Origin of the sequence: Pseudomonas aegrilactucae, assembly GCF_019168305.1 — a bacterium.
GTDB classification, from domain to species: Bacteria; Pseudomonadota; Gammaproteobacteria; order Pseudomonadales; family Pseudomonadaceae; genus Aquipseudomonas; species Aquipseudomonas aegrilactucae.
Window position 1 is genome coordinate 1 of the sequence record NZ_JAHTBI010000038.1, and the last position, 18,399, is coordinate 18,399.

The following is an 18,399-nucleotide window of genomic DNA, read 5'->3' on the forward strand; positions in this document are numbered from 1 at the left end:
TTCGCGGCGTGTCTGCTTGCGCTTGCCGGCATATTCGAAGTCGGAAAAGCTCATCTGGCTCATGGGGTGGGCTCGGATCAGGTGGTCAGGGCGTATTTTCAGCACATTTGGGGGACTTGATCGGGAGAATCCGTAGGGGGTCGGCAGAGGCTTACATATCAATTTGGATGGAAGGAAAATGACCACCAATAATATCCGGGAACTGGTTGCGTTGCTTTATCGATACGGTGTTGATCTTGAGCCTTTGGTGGTGCTTTCAAAGGGGAAAAATGGAGATTGGCTAAAAAATGTTGACGGCTACTGGTACACGTCAATGTTTTCAAGAGGGGAGGTAATGGTTGGGTGCTGACATTGAACTTCTACTCCTAAGGGGCAGTAACCAGTCAGCCAGAAATATAAAGCGCGTCACATGGGGGCTGCTCAGGCAAAGCGTTTGCGCAAGCAATCGAAAGCATTCTTGAAAAACAATTGTTGTTGCTAGCAAGGAGCGTGTTTTGAAGCATTTGAAAGTCAGTTCGGCAGTGGTCGAATTAACTGAAGCTCACATGGCAGGTGGTTGCCGATTGGCGCAGGAGATAGAATGGCCAGTCGACAAAGAGGGGCGTCCACTTCTTCATCTTTTGACCATGCCAGCCGAGTGGGTGGAACTTGGCGCTCAAGGCTGGATATCATTGTTTTCGCCATACTGTCGGGAGGATACATTCCTTCACTGGGAGGGGCTGACGGCTGAAGGAGACAATTGTTCAGTAGTTATTTATCATGATAACGATGGTGTTAGCAGGGATGCGTACAACGGGTTTCAAACACCTCCTCGCAGGGTTTTTATTGAGCACGACAGGGAGCCTGAGTCTTCCAAGGATTTTAGATCAAGGATCTGTAGTGTTGTGTCTTGGTTGCAGGACAAGGAGTCGGTGGCGGGGCAGGCGTGTCGTGTGATGTTGAGTGGCGATGATTTTGATATTGGTTTTCCAGGCGATGCCGGCATTTTCTCTGATGGGGTAGTTTATGTATTTTTAAATGAAAAGTTTAGCGAAAAGGCGCGACCAAGTGTGCAAGGGTTGATGACTTTTCAGTTTACATAATGAAAGGTTGGTTTTTGTTTGCTTGTGTTATAAGCCTCTCTGTGGCAGGTGTTTTGCCGAAGTGCGCCCGGGTGACTCGAACTGTGGCCTCGTGCCCCACCCATCGACCTGAAAAAAGTGAACAGGATTATGGCTGATGAAGAAGCTGGCTTGAGATCGGAGTTGTCCGATGTGCTAAAAGCGATGGGTTTGCAATCATCCGAATTCGAAAACAAAGAACAGGTTATTTCCTTTGTTGAAGAAAGGTTCATTGTCGGGACGCCTCGAGCCTGGTGGTCATCACTGGCCAGCACGCCGCAGGTGCTTAGCTATCCGGACAACGCCGGCTATCAGCACATACTTGAAGCAGCCCCCTCAACCAAGGATGAAGTCTGGTTCATAGTAGATGAAGATAATGAAGAAAAACTCGTATTCTCCGTGCCTTTGTGCAACGTGCCAAAAATTATTGAGGCGTGTCGTTTTTTTGAGTATTACATAGTTGACAAGGCGCTTTCCTGGATGCTGGCGGAAAATGACCATGGGGATATTTTCATTTGTAGGTAACCCATCAGCCCCTGTTCCTTCAGCCTCAGGCGTACGCTATTGGCGGTAGCGCTCTGCTACGCAGGTTTCATCGATAGCGCTAATGATTACTATCGAGCGGCTCGCCTGTCGGCTCGGCAAAACCGACTTGTATAATCGCCTCCGATTCTCCCCGCTTCCCGCGCCTGTCTCAGGCGACATTCCCCCTTGGAACCCAACACGATGCCAAGCGCAAGCCAGGCCCCCAGCGGCCTTCCCGAACATAATCAACAGAGTGTCAAACAGCAGTGGCTGGCGATTCTCTCGGTCGCTGTGGGGGCCTTTGCCCTGGTGACCAGCGAGTTCCTGCCAGTAGGCGTACTCAACGATATTGCCAGCGACCTGGGCATCAGCGCCGGCCACGCCGGCCTGATGGTGACCCTGCCCGGCATCATGGCCGCACTCGCCGCGCCCTTGCTGTCTGTGGGCATTGGTGCCATGGACCGCCGCTATCTGCTGATCGGCCTCACATTGATCATGATCATCGCCAACGCCGTGGTGGCCTACGCCAGCGACTTCAACCTGCTGCTGTTCGGTCGCGTGCTGCTGGGCATCAGCATCGGCGGTTTCTGGGCGACAGCCATTGCCCTCAGCGGCCGCCTGGCCCCCAAGGGCGTGGGTGTAGCCCAGGCCACCTCGATCATCATGGTAGGTGTGACCCTGGCCACTGTGCTGGGCGTACCCGTAGGCACCTGGCTGAGTGGCCTGATGGGCTGGCGCATGACCTTCCTGGTCACTGCGCTGGTGGGGGTCCCGGTGCTGTTGGCGCAGATTTTCCTGCTGCCGCGGCTCAACCCGGACAAGGCCATTCGCATCAGTGACCTGCCGGCGCTGTTTATCAACCCACAGGCGCGGGTGGGCTTGATCGCGGTGTTGCTGATTGGCCTGGCGCACTTTGCCGCGTACACCTATGTGGCGCCGTTCTTCAAGCAAAGTGCCGGCTTCGATGGGCCGACGATTGGCTCGCTGCTGTTGCTGTATGGCGTGGCCGGGGTGCTGGGCAATATTTTCGCCGGTTTTGCCGCCAACCGAAGCGTGCGTCACACGCTGATGCTGGTGGCGCTGATGATCGGCGTCAGCACGGCTCTGTTCCCGTACTTCGCGACCGGCTTGACCGGCGCAGCCATGCTGATCGCGCTCTGGGGCTTCGCCTTTGGTGCATTCCCTGCCTGCGCCAGCATCTGGATGTTTGTGGTGGCACCGAAGGATGTCGAACGTGGCATGCCACTGTTCGTCGCGTTGTTTCAGGTGATCATTGCGTTGGGTTCGTTCTTCGGTGGGCAGATTGTCGACCAGATGGGCAGCTCGGTGCTGCTGAGTTTGGCCACGGCGCTGGTGGGCTGCGGTTTTGTCACGGTGCTGGTGATGGGGCGCAATGTCAGTAATCGCCTGGCGGCCCAACCCTGCTGACAGCGCGTTTGGCTTGACCCAAATCAAGCTGCGGGGTGTGTGGTTCGGGAGACGATGGCCCTATGCGTCATATTGCACAAGGAGCCTCACATGAGCACGCTGAACCACATACTGGTTGCCACCGACTTGTCCACGTCTGCCTGCAATGCGGCAGAGCGGGCCGCCCTCTTGAGCGCTGCGCAGCCGGCAGCGCTGGACTTGTTGTACGTTGCCAATCCAGCGCCCTACGAGCGCCTGAAGCAGGTCGTGGTAGCGGATGACAACTTGTTGAATCGCGTACTGGAGCGTGCCGGCGAAAACCTTCGCGAACGGGCAGACGTGCTGTTCCAGCGTTATGCCATCGCTGCTGGCGTACAGGTCGTGCCCGGCTCGGTGGTCACGGAAATTACCCGTGTGGTGCATGACAGGCACAGCCAACTGCTGGTGTGTGGGGCCAAGGGGCAGAGCCTGGCTCGCCGGTTGCTGGGGTCTACCGTGCACAAAATGCTGAGCTGTATGCCGTGCCCTTTGCTGGTGGTCAAGCAGGCACCGCGCGAGGCATACCAGCGCGTGCTGGTGCCGGTTGATTTTTCGCCTTCGTCGCTGCGGGCTATCGAACTGGCAAAAACGCTTGCCCCGCAGGCCGAGATCATACTGATGCATGTGTTTGAGGCGCCCTTTGAAGGCAGCATGCGCTTTGCCTATATCGACCAGGACACGCTTGCGCACTATCGCAATGTCATCAAGAAAGACGCCGTGGAGCAACTGGCGGCGTTGAGCGAAGCCGCCGGTTTGGCTGATGCGCGGCAAATCGTGGTGCACGGCGATGCTGCCTGGCGGATCGTGGAGACGGAGCAGGAGCTTGAGTGCGATCTGATCGTGGTCGGCAAGCAGGGGGAAAGCGTGCTTGAGGCGCTTTTGATAGGCAGCGTCACCAAGCATGTGCTGGCTGAGTCTCAGCGTGATGTGCTGGTGTCGATTTAGGCGCAGGCGGTCTGTCTGATACCTAGTGCACTCAGGCTTTACGACCGCTTCGCGCTCGATTCGCTGGCAAGCCAGCTCCCACGCCCTTCGGGCAGAAGTCGATCGGCGCAGGAGCCAGCCTTGCTGGCGAACTGGCGCGCAGCGCCAGCAACCAACGCACGCGGTACAGCCTTTGCGACGGCTCACACCCGGTCTTCCAGCGACGGCGACTAGACTGCACAGGTCTGTCCTTTCTCTGGAGAGCCAAGATGATCAGTAAAAACACGATTTGCCTCTGGTACAACGGCACCGCTCTGGAGGCCGCCACGTTCTACGCCAAGACCTTCCCCAACAGCACGGTCGACGCCGTCCATCACGCCCCAGGCGACTACCCCTGCGGCAAGCAGGGGGACGTGCTCACCGTCGAATTCACCGTCATGGGTATCCCATGCCTGGGGCTCAATGGCGGCCCTCTCTTCAAGCACAGCGAAGCCTTCTCGTTCCAGGTGGCCACCGACGACCAGGCCGAAACCGACCGCCTGTGGCACGCCATCGTCAGCAACGGCGGCGAGGAAAGTGTATGCGGCTGGTGCCGGGACAAGTGGGGCCTGTCCTGGCAGATCACCCCCCGGGCGCTCACCGAAGCAATCACCGACAACGACCCGGCCGCCGCCAAACGCGCCTTCGACGCGATGATGAACATGGTCAAGATCGACATCGCCGCTATCGAGGCCGCGCGCAACGGCTAAGTCATTCGTGCGCAAGGTGCAGTTATGTTCGGCATCAAGCCTGTATTGTTGGGAATTGGAGCGCCAATTAGGCTTTCTCGACACGTCCAACTGCCCGAGAGGCTTGATCATGGTCACCACCGTACACATCCAGGAAACCGGCGCATCTTGCGTGCTGCACCTTGCCACGTCGACGGTTCTTACCCCTGGCACCGGCCAGGTCTGGCTCGAACAGGCCGCGATTGGTGTCAATCCACTGGATATCAACCAGCGCAAAGGCGCAGTGCCCATTGCATTACCCAGCCCTCTGGGCCTCGAGGGCGCGGGCACGGTCAGGGCGATCGGCCCCGGCGTGAGCGAAGTGGCAGTGGGCGACCGTGTCGCCTACGCCACCGGCCCGCTCGGGGCCTATGCCAGCGCCAGGCTGTACCCGGCCGACCGGCTGGTCAAGCTGCCCGCCAACCTGAGTTTCGAAAAGGCCGCCGCCGTGCTGTTCAAGGGCATCACCGCGCAGTACCTGCTCAAGGCCAGCTACCCGGTCGGCCCAGGCACTCGCGTGCTGATCTACGGCGCCGCCGGCGCGGTCGGTCAGTTGATGGTGTCGTGGGCCAGGTACCTGGGCGCGTTCGTGATCGGTGTGGTGTCCAAGGCGCAGAGCGTCGATCGCGCCAAGGCGGCCGGTTGCCACGAGGTGCTGGTGTTCGACGCCGCCACGCTTGCCGCACAGGTGGTTGAGGTTACCCAGGGTCAAAAGGTCGACGTGGTGTATGACTCGATCGGGCGGATCTCCTTCGACGCCTCGCTGGACAGCCTGCGCCCGCGTGGCACCCTGGTGTCGTTCGGCGCAGCCAGTGGCGCACCGGCAGCGGTCGAGATCGGCACGCTCAACGCCAAGGGCTCGCTGTTCCTGACCCGGCCATCGCTGGCCGCGCACACCACAAGTGCCGAAGAGTACCAGCAGCGTGCCGGGGATGTGCTCGATGCCGTGGCGGCGGGTATCATTCGCCCGCAGGTGTGGCGCACTTACCCGCTGGCCGAGGTGGGCCAGGCCCACGACGACATCGAGCAAGGCCGTTCCCAGGGCGCGATCGTGCTCACCCCCTGAAGTTTTCAACCGCGCTCAAGAGGCTGACCGAACCGATGGACCCTTTCGACAGCCGACAGGCCGATGAACTCGCCACACTGCTGGCACTGCATGAACACGGCTCGTTCGCGGCGGCGGGGCGCGTGCTGCAGCGCCATGCCTCGGTGCTGTCCAAGCGCCTGGCCGCACTGGAGCAGCGCCTGGGTATTCGCCTGGTTGAACGCACCACCCGCCAGCTGCGTTTCACCGACGAGGGCGCGCGCCTGGTAGAGCGCCTGCAGCACGCCGCGAGCCTGATCAATGCCGCAGAGCTGGAAGCCTGCAACGGTGCGGCGCAGGTGCGCGGCCGCCTGCGGGTGGCCTTGCCCGGTGCCATGGGGCGGCGTTGGCTCAGCCCGCTGGTGGCCGGCTTTTCCCTGGCCTATCCCGACGTGACGGTGGAGGCCGACTACTCAGACCGTTTTGTCGATATCGTCGCCGAAGGCTTCGATGTGGCCATCCGCGTCGGCGAGCTGGCCGACAATCGCCTGGTGGCGCGCAAGCTGTGCGAGCACACGCGCATCCTGTGCGCCGCCCCGGCCTACCTGCAACGCCATGGCGCGCCCCAGCTACCTGCCGACCTGGCGCAACACAACTGCCTGGGCTTCACCGGCCTGCGCTCGTTTCCCGACTGGCGCCTGACCGGGCAGGGCGCACAGCACAGCGTGCGGGTGCGCGGTACGTTGATCAGCAATGACAATGAGGCGCTGCTGGCCGCTGCGCGCGCCGGCGTCGGTATCCTGGCCGGGGGCGACTGGATGATGCATCAGGACCTGGCCGAGGGTGGTCTGGTGCGGGTACTGCCAGGCTGGCACCTGGACTCGGCCTCGGGTATCTACCTGCTGCGACCATCGGCTCGGTTCACCACGGCCACCACGCTGGCGTTCAAGCAGTGGATGGAAAACGGTTTTGCCAACGGCGCGCCCTGGCAGCGAACCGTTGATACCTAGGCAAGCCCGGCCATGTGCGCTGCACGCAAGGCAAACCACAGTGTGGCGACGTCTTCGGTGCTGTCCATCGAGCGGCCGGTGATTTCCTCGATTCGGCGTACCCGGTAAACCAGCGTCTGTTTGTGCACGTGCAACTGCGCAGCCGCCAACAGCCAGGAGCGGTTGTGCTGCAGGAACACCTGCAAGGTCGGCAGCAACTGGGTGTGCTGGCGATGGTCATAATCGGCCAGGCTGCCCAGCACCGAGCGGAAGGTCCGTTCGGCCTCGTCCAGGCTTTGCGCCAGCCAGGGCGCGGCGGCGCCGGCCTGTGCGTAGGTGACGGTGAGCAGGTTGGGGCCGGCATGGGCCAGCGCCAGACGCGCTTCACGCAGTGCCTCCAGGCAGCGGCCGGTGTGGCCCAGCGGGTTGCTCACACCCAGCGGCGCCTGCACCTGCGACTGCACCTGGGCTGCGCAATCGCTGGCACCGAGCACGATCAGGTCATCCCCTTGCACCCGCAACAGCACCCGCGCGCCCAGGCGCTGCAGCGCTTCGTCGCAAGAGGCCGGTGCCACCGTACCGGCACGCCCCAACAGCACACAGGCATTTTCGGCTGCAATCCCGAACGCCGCCAGTCGCTGCTGCGCCTGGTGTGCGGGCAGGCGTTGCTGCAGCAGGTCATCGAGCAGTTCGGAACCCAGCCGCAGGTTGCGTTCGTTGTCGACCCGCAAGCGCTCCAGTTCGATACCCAGCACCGCGACCACATGGTGCAGCAGCCCGTAGTCGAGCAGCCCGTCGCCCTCGGCCACCAGCAGGCAATCGGCCTGCGAGGGCAGCGGCATGACCAGCACTTCGCCGCTGTCCAGGGCAAGGCGCTGCATCACCGGGCGGTTGCCGGAAAGCTCGCACTGGCGCGCCGCGAGCGCGTCGCGCTGATGCGCCGCTAATCCGGCAAGGTCCGGGCGCCAGGGGGCGAGGGTGCGCGCATCGAGCAGCGTCAGCTGTGCTTGTACATCGTTTGCCAGTCGTTTGAGCAGTGCACCCAGGCCCAGCCCCTTGAGGCTCATGCGTGCGCTTTCGTACACCCGCGTGATGGCGTTGCGCCGGGCAAGTTCCTCTTGCCGCCCCGCGTCGACGATCGCCCGTGTCACCGCGGCGAACGGTACGCCGTAGTGGGTCAGCATCACGGCAAAGCCAAGTGTCTGAGCGTGTTGCAGCAGCGCGTCGAGGTTCTCCGGTGCCTGCATGTTTTCGCCGATCATCAGCCCCGCCAGGCCCGCCGTGGCAAGACGCTGCACATAGTCGCGCTGAGCCTGCGGCGCGGGCGGTATGCCCATGCCGGTGGTCATCAGCAAGTCGCCGTCGCCCAGCCATTCGGTAGGGTCGGCCAGTTCGCACACATGGGCCCAGCGCACGGCGCGCTTGAGGCCCTGGGCACCGCTGACCAGGCGCGTGCGCAGCTCGGGCAGGGCAAGGATGTCGCTGACGTCAAGGGCCATGGGCGCAGTTTCCGTGGGGCGTGAGCCTGGCAGTGTAGCGACCTGCGGCCGGCCTTTGAATGCTTCATACCAACGTATGAAAGGCGGGGGGTGAATGTTGTTTGCGTCTGATTGTGGGGGGCGCTGGCCGGGCTGGACACTGGCGGGGCGAAGCACCCTGAACCGGAGAACACGACAATGCACAAGAATTCGGCTTTTTCGCTGACGCTCAGCGCACCACTCAAACGCAGCTACTGGCTGCAAAGCGCCGAGCCCAACCTGCAGGCGGGTACCGCGTTGCAGGGCGAGCACAAGGCCGATGTGGTGGTCGTCGGTGGCGGCTTCGTCGGGCTGTGGACGGCCTTGACGCTCAAACAGCATGAGCCGGACATCCGCGTGCTGGTGCTGGAGCAGGACGTCTGCGGCGGCGGGGCCTCGGGGCGCAACGGCGGCTTTGTGATGTCGTGGTGGCCCAAGGTCGGCACCCTTGCCAGCTTCTGTACGCCGCAGCAGACGCGCTTTCTGGGCGACAGCGCCGAACTCGCGATCAGCGAGCTGGGCGAGTTCTGCCAGCGCCACCGCATCGATGCGCATTTTCGCCAGAAAGGCTGGTTGTGGACGGCAACCACCCCGGCGCACATTGATACCTGGAACGCCACCCTGAAGGCCTGCGAGCGTGTTGGCGTCACGCCGTTCGAGCGTCTGTCGGCCGCCGAGGTGGCGCGCCGCACTGGCTCCACGGTGCACCTGGCCGGTGTGTTCGAGCGCAGCAACGCCACCGTGCAACCGGCTGCGCTGGTGCGCGGCATGCGCCGGGTGGTCCTGGAGGCAGGGGTGCTGATTGCCGAAAATACCGGCGTGACCGATATCCAGCCTGGCACGCCGGTACAGGTGAGCACGCAAAACGCGCGCATTCGCGCAGGCGCGGTGGTGCTGGCCACCAACGCCTGGGCAGCCGCCTTGCCGCAACTGGCGCGGCTGATCACGCCGGTGAACAGCTCCATCGTGCTCACCGAGCCCATCGCCACGCGCCTGCAACAGATGGGCTGGACCGGGGCCGAGTCGATCACCGACTCGCAGTTGATGGTGGACTACTATCGCACCACGGTGGACGGGCGCATCGCCTTCGGCAAGGGCACCGGTGCGATTGCCTATGCCGGGAAGATCGGGCCGGTGTTCAGTGTCGACCCGCCGAGCATCGCGCTGGCCGAGGCCGACCTGCGCCGTACCTACCCCATGCTGGATGACGTGCACATTACCCATAGCTGGTCCGGCCCCATCGACCGCACCTACGACAGCCTGCCGACCTTCGGCAGCCTGGGCGAGCCGGGCAATATCCACTATGGCATTGGCTGGAGCGGCAACGGTGTCGGCCCCAGCCGCCTGGGCGGGCGCATCCTGGCCAGCCTGGCGCTGGGGCGCAACGACGAGTGGAGTGGCTGTGCGCTGGTGGGGCGCACCTGCAAGGCATTCCCGCCGGAGCCGCTGCGTTATCTGGGCGGTTCGCTGGTGCGCAATGCGGTGATCCGCAAGGAGCGCGCCGAGATGGCCGGCCAACCCGCCGCACGCCTTGACTGCATGCTGGCGCGCCTGGCACCGGCCGGGCTTGAAGACAAGTCCTGAGGCGTGCACCGGAGCGCCTTGTTGAAATGCTCCGGTCGTCATGCCTGATCCTCCGGAATCGTGTGGGGTGTGGTGGCATCGCATGGCCAATCTGCGATGATGCGGGTGTCCGATCCTCCGCTCCGGTACCCCATGCAACTCACCCGTCACGCCGATGCCAACGCTACCCTGTGTTCCCTGATCGAGCCCCTCGCGGTGCGCCCCGGTTTTGTCGACACCTACCTGCCGCAGGTGCAGGTGCTGTCGTGGGGGCATTACGTGGCCAGCAGCCCGCAGATCTATGAGCCGAGCCTGATGATCCTGGCCCAGGGCAGCAAGCTGGCCCGGCTCGGCCCGCGTACGCTGGAGTACGGTGCCGGTCACTACCTGGTACAGGCGCTGTCGGTGCCGTTCATGTGCGAGACATTCGCCACCGAGGACGAGCCGCTGCTGGGGGTGTCGGTGGCCATCGACCGCACGGTGCTGGGCGAGCTGGTGCAGAGCATGGGCCTGGCGCCGGACCAGGCGGTGGTGGCGCAAACCCCAGAGTCCATGACCTCTGCAGCGCTGGATGCACCCATGCGCGAGAGCGTCGAGCGGCTGTTGCGCTGCCTGCAGGACCCGCTCGAAAGCCGGGTGATGGGGGCGGCGCGAGTACGCGAGGTGCTGTACGTGGCCCTGCGTGGGCCGCAGGCGGGTGTATTGCGTGCGCTGGTCGAACAACAGGGGCATTTTGCGCGTATTGCCGCGTCCCTCAGCCACTTGCGCGCGCATTACGCCGAGCCGTTGAGCGTCGAGGCGCTGGCCGGGTGCGCGAACATGAGCGCGTCGACCTTTCACGAGCACTTCAAGCGTTGCACGCTGCTCTCGCCAATCCAGTACCTCAAGCGCCTGCGCCTGCTCAAGGCGCAGCAGATGCTGATCGGCGAAGGCCTGGGCGTGGCGCAGGTGGCGCACCGGGTCGGCTACCAGAGCACCTCGCGGTTCAGCCGCGAGTACAAGCGCCATTTCGATCGCAGTCCGGGGCAGGAGCACCCTTACCTGTAAGGCCGGGAACAGCATGCCGGGGTCGGCAAAGCACCAGCAGATGCATTATTCTGGCCACCCCACGCAAGGGACATCCCCATGGCTAGCGACACTTCCCGCGACTGGTTGCAACGTGCGACGCACCCCGGCAAGGTCGAGCGCATCGAAGCCTACTTCGGTGGTTACGCCTACAGCCCGCATCGGCACGACACCTACGCGATTGGGCGCACCCTTGCCGGCGTGCAGAACTTTCGTTACCGCGGCAGCACCCGCCACAGCCTGCCAGGCCAGACCATGGTGCTGCACCCCGACGAAATGCATGACGGCGAGGCCGGCACCGAGGCCGGCTTTCTCTACCGCATGATCTATCTGGAGCCGGCACTGGTGCAGCAGGCGCTGGGTGGCAGGGCATTGCCGTTCATCAGCGGTGGCCAGTCCGATGATCCGCGCCTGTTTGCGGCGGCCGAGGCACTGTTGCAGTGCATGGACGACCCCATCGATGCCTTTGCCGAAGACGATGCGATCTACGACCTGGTGCAGGTAATGGCCACTGTGGCGGGCAGCCGGCGCGGTCGTCAGCGGTTCGATTGCGTCGCGGCGGAGCGCGCTCGGCTGTTCATTCACGACACCCTGGCGCTGCCCATCTGCCTGGATGACCTGGTGAAGGCCAGCGGCCGCGAGCGCTTTGCCCTGTCGCGGGATTTCCGTGCGTTGTACGGCACCAGCCCCTATCGCTATATCACCCAGCGCCGCCTGCAGCAGGCGCGTCGGCTGATGCTGGCGGGCGCGAGCCTGATCGAGGCTGCGCTGGGTGCCGGCTTCTACGACCAGAGCCACATGACCCGCCACTTTCAGCAGGCCCTGGGCCTGACCCCGGCGCGTTGGCTGCAGATGCAGGCGTGACAGGGCGGGCGTGCACAAACGTGCAATACGGCGCCGGAGCGGTCACCTAAGCTGGCTGCCTTTCCCTTGGCCGCAGATGTGAACGACCCCAATGAGCGATAACCGGCGTGAAGTGTTGCTTGGCGTGAAAGACGCCGTGCCTGTGATGTTCGCCGTGGCCCCGTATGCCCTGGTGCTGGGGGCGCGGGCCTCCCAGGTCGGCTTGTCGGTCATCGAGGTGATGCTGATGACCGCGTTCAACTTCGCCGGTGGCTCGGAGTTCGCAGCGATCCAGCTGTGGAGCGCACCGTTGCCGATCCTCACCATCATTGCCATCACGTTCTTGATCAACAGCCGGCACATCATCATGGGCGCTGCACTGGCGCCGTTCATCCAGCACCTGCCCAAGCGCAAGATCCTGCCGGCCCTGTTTTTCATGGCCGATGAAGGCTGGGCGGTCAATCACGCCAAGACCCTGGAACGTGCCAGGGACCGATCGGCGCAGGACGCGTTCAGCTTCCCTTATTACCTGGGTGCCTGCCTGCCGTTCTACCCGGTGTGGGTGGGGTCGGCGGTGCTGGGCTCGATGGTCGGGCCCAAACTGGGCAACATCGAGGCGTATGGTTTTGCGATGGCATTTCCGGCGGTATTTCTGGTGTTGCTGCGCGGCATGTGGAAAGGCTGCCGTGCGGCACGGCCCTGGTGGATCAGTCTGGTGGTGGCGGGGCTGGTATACCTGCTGCTGCCCGGCCCGTGGTTTGTGCTGGCAGGCAGTTTTGCCGGCATGGCAGCGGCCTGGATGTTGGGGGAGGCGCAATGATCGGCTGGGCTTCGTTGATGACGTTCGTGGGCATGGGCGCGGTGACCTACGCCACGCGGGTGCTGGGTTTTCTGTTGTTGCGCAATCGGCACCTGAGTCCCCGGGCGCGGGCGGTCATGCAGAGCGCGCCGGGGTGCGTGCTGATCTCGGTGATTGCACCGTACTTTGTGTCGTCGCATCCAGAGCAACTGGTGCGCTGGCGATTACCGTGGCGGCGGCGAGCCGGCTGTCGATGTTGCCCACCGTGGTGATCGGGGTGGCGTCACTGGGTGTGTTGAAGGCGATTGTCGGGTAGGGGCCCCGCGGCCTTGCCCCGCCATTCCCGATCTCAAGGGGTGTAGTAGAAAGCGTTGGAAAATCTGAAGCCGAACCCCTGTGCTTCGCACCAGTCTACAAATCCGATGCTGCGTTCCCCCTTTCGATAGGTATTCCACGCAGCCAGCAGTTCACGCAGCTCACGCACTTCCTCGTCGAGGTAGTTACGGGTTTTCTCGGACTCGATCCGCGCCGCCAGGGCGGCGGCGTGATCCAGCTTGAGTGCCGCCACGGCCTCATCGCCCAGGAACACCGACTCCTCCAGATGGTGGGCCATGTGATCGACCAGCATCAGCTCATCCAGCGCCAATGCCCGTAGCGCCAGCTGATCTTGCGGGTCGTGTGCCAGGGCGGCTTGAAGCCACGCGGACTCACCTGTCAACTTGCCCATCCAGCGATAGGGTTCGGCCAACGCCGGCCCCTCGTCGCACCAGGCGCGCAGTACCTCAATGAGAAAGGTGCTCAAGGCGTAGGCCATGAGCTGGTGAGCATTGGCGTTGGCAAAGGCCACGTGGGCGATCTCGCAGGCCACCGCCCTCTGCTGCGTCATATCAAGGCTGCGAGTGGCCGCCAGAAACTCGTCCAGCGCCTTGAGCGCAGGCTTCTTCAGCCCCTTTTCGCGCAACAGGCAATACTGCGAGAACCCGGTAAACCCCTCTCTGGCCGCGTAGGTTTCGCCAATGTGCCTGAGGCCTTCGAAATTGTCTTTGTTCCAGTAGTACATGGACTTCCCTGTAAAGAGCCGCGCAGCGCTCGGTTCACGCTCAGCGCGGCTGTCTGTCTGTGATTACGCCGGGAGGACAGGGTATCGGGCGCTCGACGGTTGATCAACGCGCAGGGTGGGGCGTCGCTATACTCGGTCAACAGTCCCACGCCTGTCGGGGCACGACCGTGAACCATTGCTCCTTGCTCGCAACCTGCACCCTCGCGCTGCTGCTGGCCGTCAGCGGCTGCGCGGGCAAGCGGCCACCACCACCGGCGCAGCCCCCGGTGGTGCTGTCCCAGGCCGCCTGGCAGCAAGTGGACTGGGAGATCATGGGGGCCTCCGAAGGCGCCAGTCGCTCTGCCCAGGACTACGCCAGGCGTTCGATGAGGGTGTGGAAAGACGCGGTGTACGCCCGCACCGAAGCCGATTTCATCCCCTGGTTCACCGGCTACTGGACGCAGCAATGGCTGACCCTGAAGGTGGCCTGGTACAAGGTCAGCAAGAACCAGCAGACCCCACCCGGCGAGGACCGGCTGGCACTCTACCTGCAGGAGCAGTACCGCGAACGGGTGCTGGAGCCGGTGGCCAAGGAAATCAACCCGGACCTCATCCGCGAGCGCGCCACCCAGCTCTATGTACAGTTGCTCGGCCAGCAGTTGCAGGCCATTGCACAGCGCTATCGCGCCGCGCCTGATCAGTTCGCCTTGCACCTGAACCGCATTCCTGCCATCAGCCTCGGCCCGCCGGCTGCACGCAATGCTTCGTTGCACCAGCTGAGCGCGGCGCAACCGCTATTGACCTTGCCGGCCTACCTGGCCTTGAACGAGCAGATCCACAAGGCGGCCACAGCGGCGGGTGAGGCGCCCTCCGACACTGGGCTGTCGTCTGTGGCCAAGCGTGCCAGTGTCAAGCTCGAGGCCACCCTGGTGCCGCGCGGGGCAGCCAGCGCAATCGCTGCGGCGGTGGGCAAGGCGGTCGGCACGCTGATCTCGCTGGCGGCGGCCGGGGTGGGCGCGATGCTGCACGAGGACGAACGCCCGGCCATGGTCGAGCAACTGCGGGTGATCCTCAACGTGGCGCTCAACGAGGAGTGGCAGGCGCTGATGCAGAACCCCACCATCGGCGTGATGGCGGGGGTCAACTACCTGTCCGAGCAGATCGAGGGCAGCCTGGTGCTCAACAGCGGGCTGCCACGGGCGCAACCGTAAGCCCTGGGCTCAAGGCGTGATAGCGACTTTCATCACCCCGTCGCGCTGGTGCGCGAACAGTTCATAGGCCGCCTCGATGTCGTCGAGCTTGAAACGGTGCGTGACCAGCGGCTTGAGGTCGACGCTGGCGCTTGCCACCACTTCCATAAGCCGGCGCATGCGCTCCTTGCCGCCAGGGCAGAGGGTGCTGACGATGCTGTAGTCGCCCAGCCCGGCGCCAAAGGCGCCCAGCGGCAGGGTCAGGTCGCTGGAGTACACTCCCAGGCTCGACAACGTGCCGCCCGGTCGCAGAATGCGCAGCCCCGACTCGAAGGTCGACTGGGTACCCAGCGCCTCGATGCTCACATCCACGCCACGGCCCTGGGTGATGGCCATGATCTGCTCCACCACGTTGCCTTGCTTGAAATCCACCACGTGGGTAGCGCCCAGTTGCCGTGCTACCGAGAGCCGAGCGGGCACGGTGTCCACGCCAATGATGGTGGTGGCCCCCATCAGCCTGGCGCCTGCCACGGCACACAGCCCGATCGGGCCGAGGGCGAACACCGCGACCGTATCGCCGATACGCACGCCGCCACGCTCGGCACCGGAAAACCCGGTGGACATGATGTCCGGGCACATCAGCACCTGCTCGTCGCTGAGGCCGTCGGGGATCGGCGACAGGTTGGCCATGGCGTCCGGCACCAGCACATACTCGGCCTGGCAACCGTCGATGGTGTTGCCGAACTTCCAGCCCCCCGCCACGCGAAAGCCGTGCGCGGTACCGGGGCCGTCCTGGGAGGCGCAGCCACACAGGCAGGCATAGCTGTGGCCGCTGGGGGTGATGGCGCCGGCGATTACGCGCTGGCCTTCCTGGAAACCCTGTACCTGCGCACCGAGTTTTTCGATGATGCCGACCGGCTCATGACCGATGGTCAGGCCCTTGGCCACCGGGTACTCGCCGCGCAGGATGTGCACGTCGGTACCGCACAGGGTCGTGGTGGTGATGCGAACGAGGGCATCGGAGGGGCCGACCTCGGGGATCGGCTTGTCGTCGAGCACGATACGGTTCTTTTCGACAAAGACTGCGGCTTTCATAAGGGCCATGTTCATCGCTCCTGCAAGGGGACTGGAAGGCGAGCTACACAGGGCAGGGTGCGCCGGTGTGGGGGGCAGGCTGTTGATTGAGGTCAAGCAACAGAGCATAGGCCACTACCGGGGCTAAGGCGGGGCTGAGGAAAAACATCATGTTGATTCGAGGATTAATGACAAAAATGATTTAAAAACATATATTTACAGTTAAAAGTTAAAATTGAATATTGTCTGAACTTCCTACAAGGTGCACGGTCATAGCTTGCGCGTAATGGCGCGTGATGTGAAATTGCCATTGTCGTACGTGCACGACCAGATTCGCATTAAGGACTCGGTAATGAAAATCGTCAAAACGCTGCTGCTTGCTTCGCTTTTTTCCGCCCTTGCCGGCTGTGGTAGCGATGCCATTGAAGGCAAGTTCAATGTGCAGGCCAGCGTGATGGGCTTCAAGAGCAACGTCGGTACTGCCGAGCTTGATGAGGACTACATCACCCTGCTGGGTGACAAGTACCAGATCGACGAATGGGAGCGCGACGGTGACACCATCATCGCGCGCAACAAGGACGGCGAAGCCGTCATGAACGCACGCGTCGAAGACAACGGTAACCGTCTGGTCGTTCTGGACGGTGGCGAACTGGTCAGCATGACCCTGACTCGCATTCAGTAATCCCCGCCTGACTCCATCTCAAGGACGTTCTGTGAAAAAAGTACTGGTTGTATCAGGCATTGCCGCACTGCTGGCCGGCTGCGGGTCGAGTTACCAATGGGACGAGGTCACCACCTCCAAGGGCAGCAAGGGCAAGCCCACTGCCATCTATGTCGACAAGAAGACCAGGGAGCCGGTCTCCGGCACCATCATCTGGAAGGAAGGCGATACGCTGATTTCCGAGTTCAAGGTCAAGGACGGCAAGGTGCAGGGTGACTGGGTCACCCACAACGCCGACGGCTCGGTGGCCATCGAGGCGCAGCTGGACGATGGCCAGTTGACCGGCACCACCACGATCTATTGCTCCGGCGCCGAGAAAAAGCCGCAGCAGCGCATTGTCATCGGTGACGGCAAGCAGACCGAAAGCCAGTACGACTGCGCCAGCGGCCTGCAAACCCGCGAAATCGTCACGGTGCAGGAGGAGGGCAGCAAGCACAACGGCCGTACCCTGGCCCAGTCGGCCTGGCGCGTGGTCGATGGCAAGCAGGTGCCTGCAGTGGTCGCCAGCTACGCCAAGGACGGTAGCGGCCAGCTGGAGGGGGTCCAGGAGACCTACTACCAGACCGGGCAGTTGCAGGAGCGCAAGCACTACAGCCAGGGCAAACTGGACGGCCTGCAAGAAGAGTTCGTGCTGCTGAACGACGGCACCTATCGTCTGCGTCAGACCACCGCCTACAAGGACGGCCAGCGCGACGGCGACGCGATCCGCTATTTCGTGCACCCCGACTGGCCTGAAAAGACCGTCGAGCAACGTGAAACCTATGCGGCGGGGCAGGATACCGGCAAGACGGTCATCTACCGCGAGCTGGACGTGCAGGTGCTGGTGCCGTACCACGACGTGCCACCGAGCCACTTCAAGCTCAAGGAAGCGCTGGCCGGCAGGTCCACCCGTGAGGGTTATGTGGCGGATGTCGAGTCGCTCAAGTACCTGCTGCAAGCGTCGGCTGTGGACCTGAACACGCCGTTGATCGCAGAAGACGAGTCGCCGATCCACTATGTGGCCGAGAACGCCTACGACATGCTCGTAGGGCTGGGCGCCGACCCGCTCAAGGTCACCCCGGAAGGTAACACCCGGCTGATGATGTGCCTGAAGAACTCCTGGCGTGGTTGCTCCGACGCGCACTTTGATCAGTTGCTGGCCTTGTCCAACGCCAAGACCGCCAACCTGTTCGGCAACACTGCGCTGCACGAGTTCTGCAAGAGCAACAGCCTGACCAAGGAGCGCCCTGAGCTGGGCCAGCGCCTGATTGCCAGCCAGGACATCAATGCCGTGAACTATGCGGGCCAGACGGCCTTGCACTACTGCATCACGCAGCGTGACAAGACCGTGGCCAATGCCTTGATTGCGGCCGGTGCCGACCTGGACAAGGCGGATTCCTCGGGCGTTACCCCGCTGCAACTGGTGTTCCTGCGCGATCCGCGCCTGGGCCGTCAGAAGCAGGTGAGCTGGGATGCGGCGCGCATCCAGTACGTGGGTGGCTTGCTGGGTAAATCCACGTTCAGCTTCGAGGCGCCGTTCCCGGGCTTCGACAAGAGCCTGAAGCAGTTGATGATCGAAGCCAGTGATGCGCAGAGCGCCATGCTGGTGGACAGCCTGGCGGCCAACAAAGGGTAAGAAGCCGGGCTGCGTTGCAGCCCTTTCGCTGGCAAGCCAGCTCCACGGCCTTCGGCCAGAAGCGGATGTTCGGCGCCTGCATATATCGGTTTCTGCCCGCAGGGCGTGGGAGCTGGTCTTGCCAGCGAACGAGCGCGAAGCGGTCCGCAAACCCTGAATGCCACGGTGCACGAGGCATACCGCGTGCGACTGATGTCA

19 protein-coding genes are annotated in these 18,399 nt (G+C 63.1%); 16 read left to right on the top strand and 3 right to left on the bottom strand.

Going from position 1 to position 18,399, the window contains the following annotated elements; all coding sequences use genetic code 11:
• Positions 1-178: 178 nt before the first annotated feature.
• From KUO17_RS11525 to KUO17_RS11560, 8 genes are all read left to right on the top strand, one after another.
• A complete protein-coding gene (locus KUO17_RS11525) occupies positions 179-349 on the top strand; it encodes a hypothetical protein (RefSeq protein WP_217975687.1) in 171 nt (56 codons plus the stop codon).
• Positions 350-494: 145 nt separating this feature from the next.
• Complete coding sequence (locus KUO17_RS11530; RefSeq protein ID WP_217975688.1) at positions 495-1,082, top strand: hypothetical protein; 588 nt, start codon at positions 495-497, stop codon at positions 1,080-1,082.
• 129 nt (positions 1,083-1,211) lie between these two features.
• Positions 1,212-1,625, top strand: a complete 414-nt coding sequence (locus tag KUO17_RS11535) for a DUF6756 family protein (RefSeq protein ID WP_217975689.1) — start codon at positions 1,212-1,214, stop codon at positions 1,623-1,625.
• A gap of 201 nt (positions 1,626-1,826) precedes the next feature.
• Positions 1,827-3,053 (top strand): MFS transporter, encoded by a 1,227-nt coding sequence (locus KUO17_RS11540; RefSeq protein WP_217975690.1) that lies wholly within the window; start codon positions 1,827-1,829, stop codon positions 3,051-3,053.
• Positions 3,054-3,143: 90 nt separating this feature from the next.
• Positions 3,144-4,016 carry a universal stress protein gene (locus tag KUO17_RS11545; RefSeq protein ID WP_217975691.1) on the top strand — a complete coding sequence of 291 codons (873 nt, stop codon included), beginning with the start codon at positions 3,144-3,146 and terminating at the stop codon, positions 4,014-4,016.
• 248 nt (positions 4,017-4,264) lie between these two features.
• Positions 4,265-4,744 (top strand): VOC family protein, encoded by a 480-nt coding sequence (locus KUO17_RS11550; RefSeq protein WP_217975692.1) that lies wholly within the window; start codon positions 4,265-4,267, stop codon positions 4,742-4,744.
• Positions 4,745-4,853: 109 nt separating this feature from the next.
• Positions 4,854-5,828 carry a quinone oxidoreductase family protein gene (locus tag KUO17_RS11555; RefSeq protein WP_217975693.1) on the top strand — a complete coding sequence of 325 codons (975 nt, stop codon included), beginning with the start codon at positions 4,854-4,856 and terminating at the stop codon, positions 5,826-5,828.
• A gap of 35 nt (positions 5,829-5,863) precedes the next feature.
• Positions 5,864-6,796 (top strand): LysR family transcriptional regulator, encoded by a 933-nt coding sequence (locus KUO17_RS11560; RefSeq protein ID WP_217975694.1) that lies wholly within the window; start codon positions 5,864-5,866, stop codon positions 6,794-6,796.
• Here KUO17_RS11560 and KUO17_RS11565 read toward each other — a convergent pair.
• On the bottom strand, positions 6,793-8,274 hold the full coding sequence (locus KUO17_RS11565) for a PucR family transcriptional regulator (protein ID WP_217975695.1): 1,482 nt from the start codon (positions 8,272-8,274) through the stop codon (positions 6,793-6,795). The genes KUO17_RS11560 and KUO17_RS11565 overlap by 4 nt on opposite strands.
• A gap of 177 nt (positions 8,275-8,451) precedes the next feature.
• Between KUO17_RS11565 and KUO17_RS11570 the strand changes: the two genes are divergently transcribed.
• The 5 genes from KUO17_RS11570 (at position 8,452) to KUO17_RS11590 (ending at position 12,834) form a co-directional block, all read left to right on the top strand.
• Positions 8,452-9,876, top strand: coding sequence for an NAD(P)/FAD-dependent oxidoreductase (locus KUO17_RS11570; protein WP_217975696.1), 1,425 nt, complete (start codon positions 8,452-8,454; stop codon positions 9,874-9,876).
• Positions 9,877-10,008: 132 nt separating this feature from the next.
• Positions 10,009-10,902, top strand: coding sequence for an AraC family transcriptional regulator (locus KUO17_RS11575; protein ID WP_217975697.1), 894 nt, complete (start codon positions 10,009-10,011; stop codon positions 10,900-10,902).
• A gap of 78 nt (positions 10,903-10,980) precedes the next feature.
• Positions 10,981-11,784 carry an AraC family transcriptional regulator gene (locus KUO17_RS11580; RefSeq protein ID WP_217975698.1) on the top strand — a complete coding sequence of 268 codons (804 nt, stop codon included), beginning with the start codon at positions 10,981-10,983 and terminating at the stop codon, positions 11,782-11,784.
• Between the two features lie 91 nt (positions 11,785-11,875).
• Entirely contained in the window at positions 11,876-12,583 is a 708-nt protein-coding gene (locus KUO17_RS11585) for an AzlC family ABC transporter permease (protein ID WP_217975699.1), read from the top strand.
• Positions 12,580-12,834 carry an AzlD family protein gene (locus tag KUO17_RS11590; protein ID WP_341869608.1) on the top strand — a complete coding sequence of 85 codons (255 nt, stop codon included), beginning with the start codon at positions 12,580-12,582 and terminating at the stop codon, positions 12,832-12,834. The genes KUO17_RS11585 and KUO17_RS11590 overlap by 4 nt, the downstream gene beginning before the upstream one ends.
• A 77-nt stretch (positions 12,835-12,911) precedes the next feature.
• Here the strand turns inward: KUO17_RS11590 and KUO17_RS11595 are convergent, their stop codons facing one another.
• Positions 12,912-13,622: a hypothetical protein gene (locus KUO17_RS11595; RefSeq protein ID WP_217975700.1), complete on the bottom strand. Its 711-nt coding sequence runs from the start codon at positions 13,620-13,622 to the stop codon at positions 12,912-12,914.
• Between the two features lie 167 nt (positions 13,623-13,789).
• On the opposite strand from KUO17_RS11595, the gene KUO17_RS11600 reads away from it, so the two are divergent.
• A complete protein-coding gene (locus KUO17_RS11600; protein ID WP_341869609.1) occupies positions 13,790-14,812 on the top strand; it encodes a hypothetical protein in 1,023 nt (340 codons plus the stop codon).
• Positions 14,813-14,821: 9 nt separating this feature from the next.
• Here the strand turns inward: KUO17_RS11600 and KUO17_RS11605 are convergent, their stop codons facing one another.
• The gene (locus KUO17_RS11605; RefSeq protein ID WP_217975701.1) at positions 14,822-15,895 is read right to left on the bottom strand and encodes an NAD(P)-dependent alcohol dehydrogenase; all 1,074 of its coding nucleotides are present in this window, start codon (positions 15,893-15,895) and stop codon (positions 14,822-14,824) included.
• Between the two features lie 322 nt (positions 15,896-16,217).
• Here KUO17_RS11605 and KUO17_RS11610 point away from each other — a divergent pair, with 322 nt between their 5' ends.
• Together KUO17_RS11610 and KUO17_RS26955 are read left to right on the top strand one after the other, a co-directional pair.
• Positions 16,218-16,547, top strand: coding sequence for a hypothetical protein (locus KUO17_RS11610; RefSeq protein WP_217975702.1), 330 nt, complete (start codon positions 16,218-16,220; stop codon positions 16,545-16,547).
• 31 nt (positions 16,548-16,578) lie between these two features.
• The gene (locus tag KUO17_RS26955) at positions 16,579-18,201 is read left to right on the top strand and encodes an ankyrin repeat domain-containing protein (protein ID WP_217975703.1); all 1,623 of its coding nucleotides are present in this window, start codon (positions 16,579-16,581) and stop codon (positions 18,199-18,201) included.
• Positions 18,202-18,399 lie beyond the last annotated feature (198 nt).

Excerpts from the sequence above, each read along its gene's own strand:
- KUO17_RS11525 (WP_217975687.1), top strand. The coding sequence starts at position 179 with ATGACCACCAATAATATCCGGGAACTGGTTGCGTTGCTTTATCGATAC.
- KUO17_RS11535 (WP_217975689.1), top strand. The coding sequence starts at position 1,212 with ATGGCTGATGAAGAAGCTGGCTTGAGATCGGAGTTGTCCGATGTGCTA.
- KUO17_RS11540 (WP_217975690.1), top strand. The coding sequence starts at position 1,827 with ATGCCAAGCGCAAGCCAGGCCCCCAGCGGCCTTCCCGAACATAATCAA.
- KUO17_RS11545 (WP_217975691.1), top strand. The coding sequence starts at position 3,144 with ATGAGCACGCTGAACCACATACTGGTTGCCACCGACTTGTCCACGTCT.
- KUO17_RS11550 (WP_217975692.1), top strand. The coding sequence starts at position 4,265 with ATGATCAGTAAAAACACGATTTGCCTCTGGTACAACGGCACCGCTCTG.
- KUO17_RS11555 (WP_217975693.1), top strand. The coding sequence starts at position 4,854 with ATGGTCACCACCGTACACATCCAGGAAACCGGCGCATCTTGCGTGCTG.
- KUO17_RS11560 (WP_217975694.1), top strand. The coding sequence starts at position 5,864 with ATGGACCCTTTCGACAGCCGACAGGCCGATGAACTCGCCACACTGCTG.
- KUO17_RS11565 (WP_217975695.1), bottom strand. The coding sequence starts at position 8,274 with ATGGCCCTTGACGTCAGCGACATCCTTGCCCTGCCCGAGCTGCGCACG.
- KUO17_RS11570 (WP_217975696.1), top strand. The coding sequence starts at position 8,452 with ATGCACAAGAATTCGGCTTTTTCGCTGACGCTCAGCGCACCACTCAAA.
- KUO17_RS11575 (WP_217975697.1), top strand. The coding sequence starts at position 10,009 with ATGCAACTCACCCGTCACGCCGATGCCAACGCTACCCTGTGTTCCCTG.
- KUO17_RS11580 (WP_217975698.1), top strand. The coding sequence starts at position 10,981 with ATGGCTAGCGACACTTCCCGCGACTGGTTGCAACGTGCGACGCACCCC.
- KUO17_RS11585 (WP_217975699.1), top strand. The coding sequence starts at position 11,876 with ATGAGCGATAACCGGCGTGAAGTGTTGCTTGGCGTGAAAGACGCCGTG.
- KUO17_RS11590 (WP_341869608.1), top strand. The coding sequence starts at position 12,580 with ATGATCGGCTGGGCTTCGTTGATGACGTTCGTGGGCATGGGCGCGGTG.
- KUO17_RS11595 (WP_217975700.1), bottom strand. The coding sequence starts at position 13,622 with ATGTACTACTGGAACAAAGACAATTTCGAAGGCCTCAGGCACATTGGC.
- KUO17_RS11605 (WP_217975701.1), bottom strand. The coding sequence starts at position 15,895 with ATGGCCCTTATGAAAGCCGCAGTCTTTGTCGAAAAGAACCGTATCGTG.
- KUO17_RS11610 (WP_217975702.1), top strand. The coding sequence starts at position 16,218 with ATGAAAATCGTCAAAACGCTGCTGCTTGCTTCGCTTTTTTCCGCCCTT.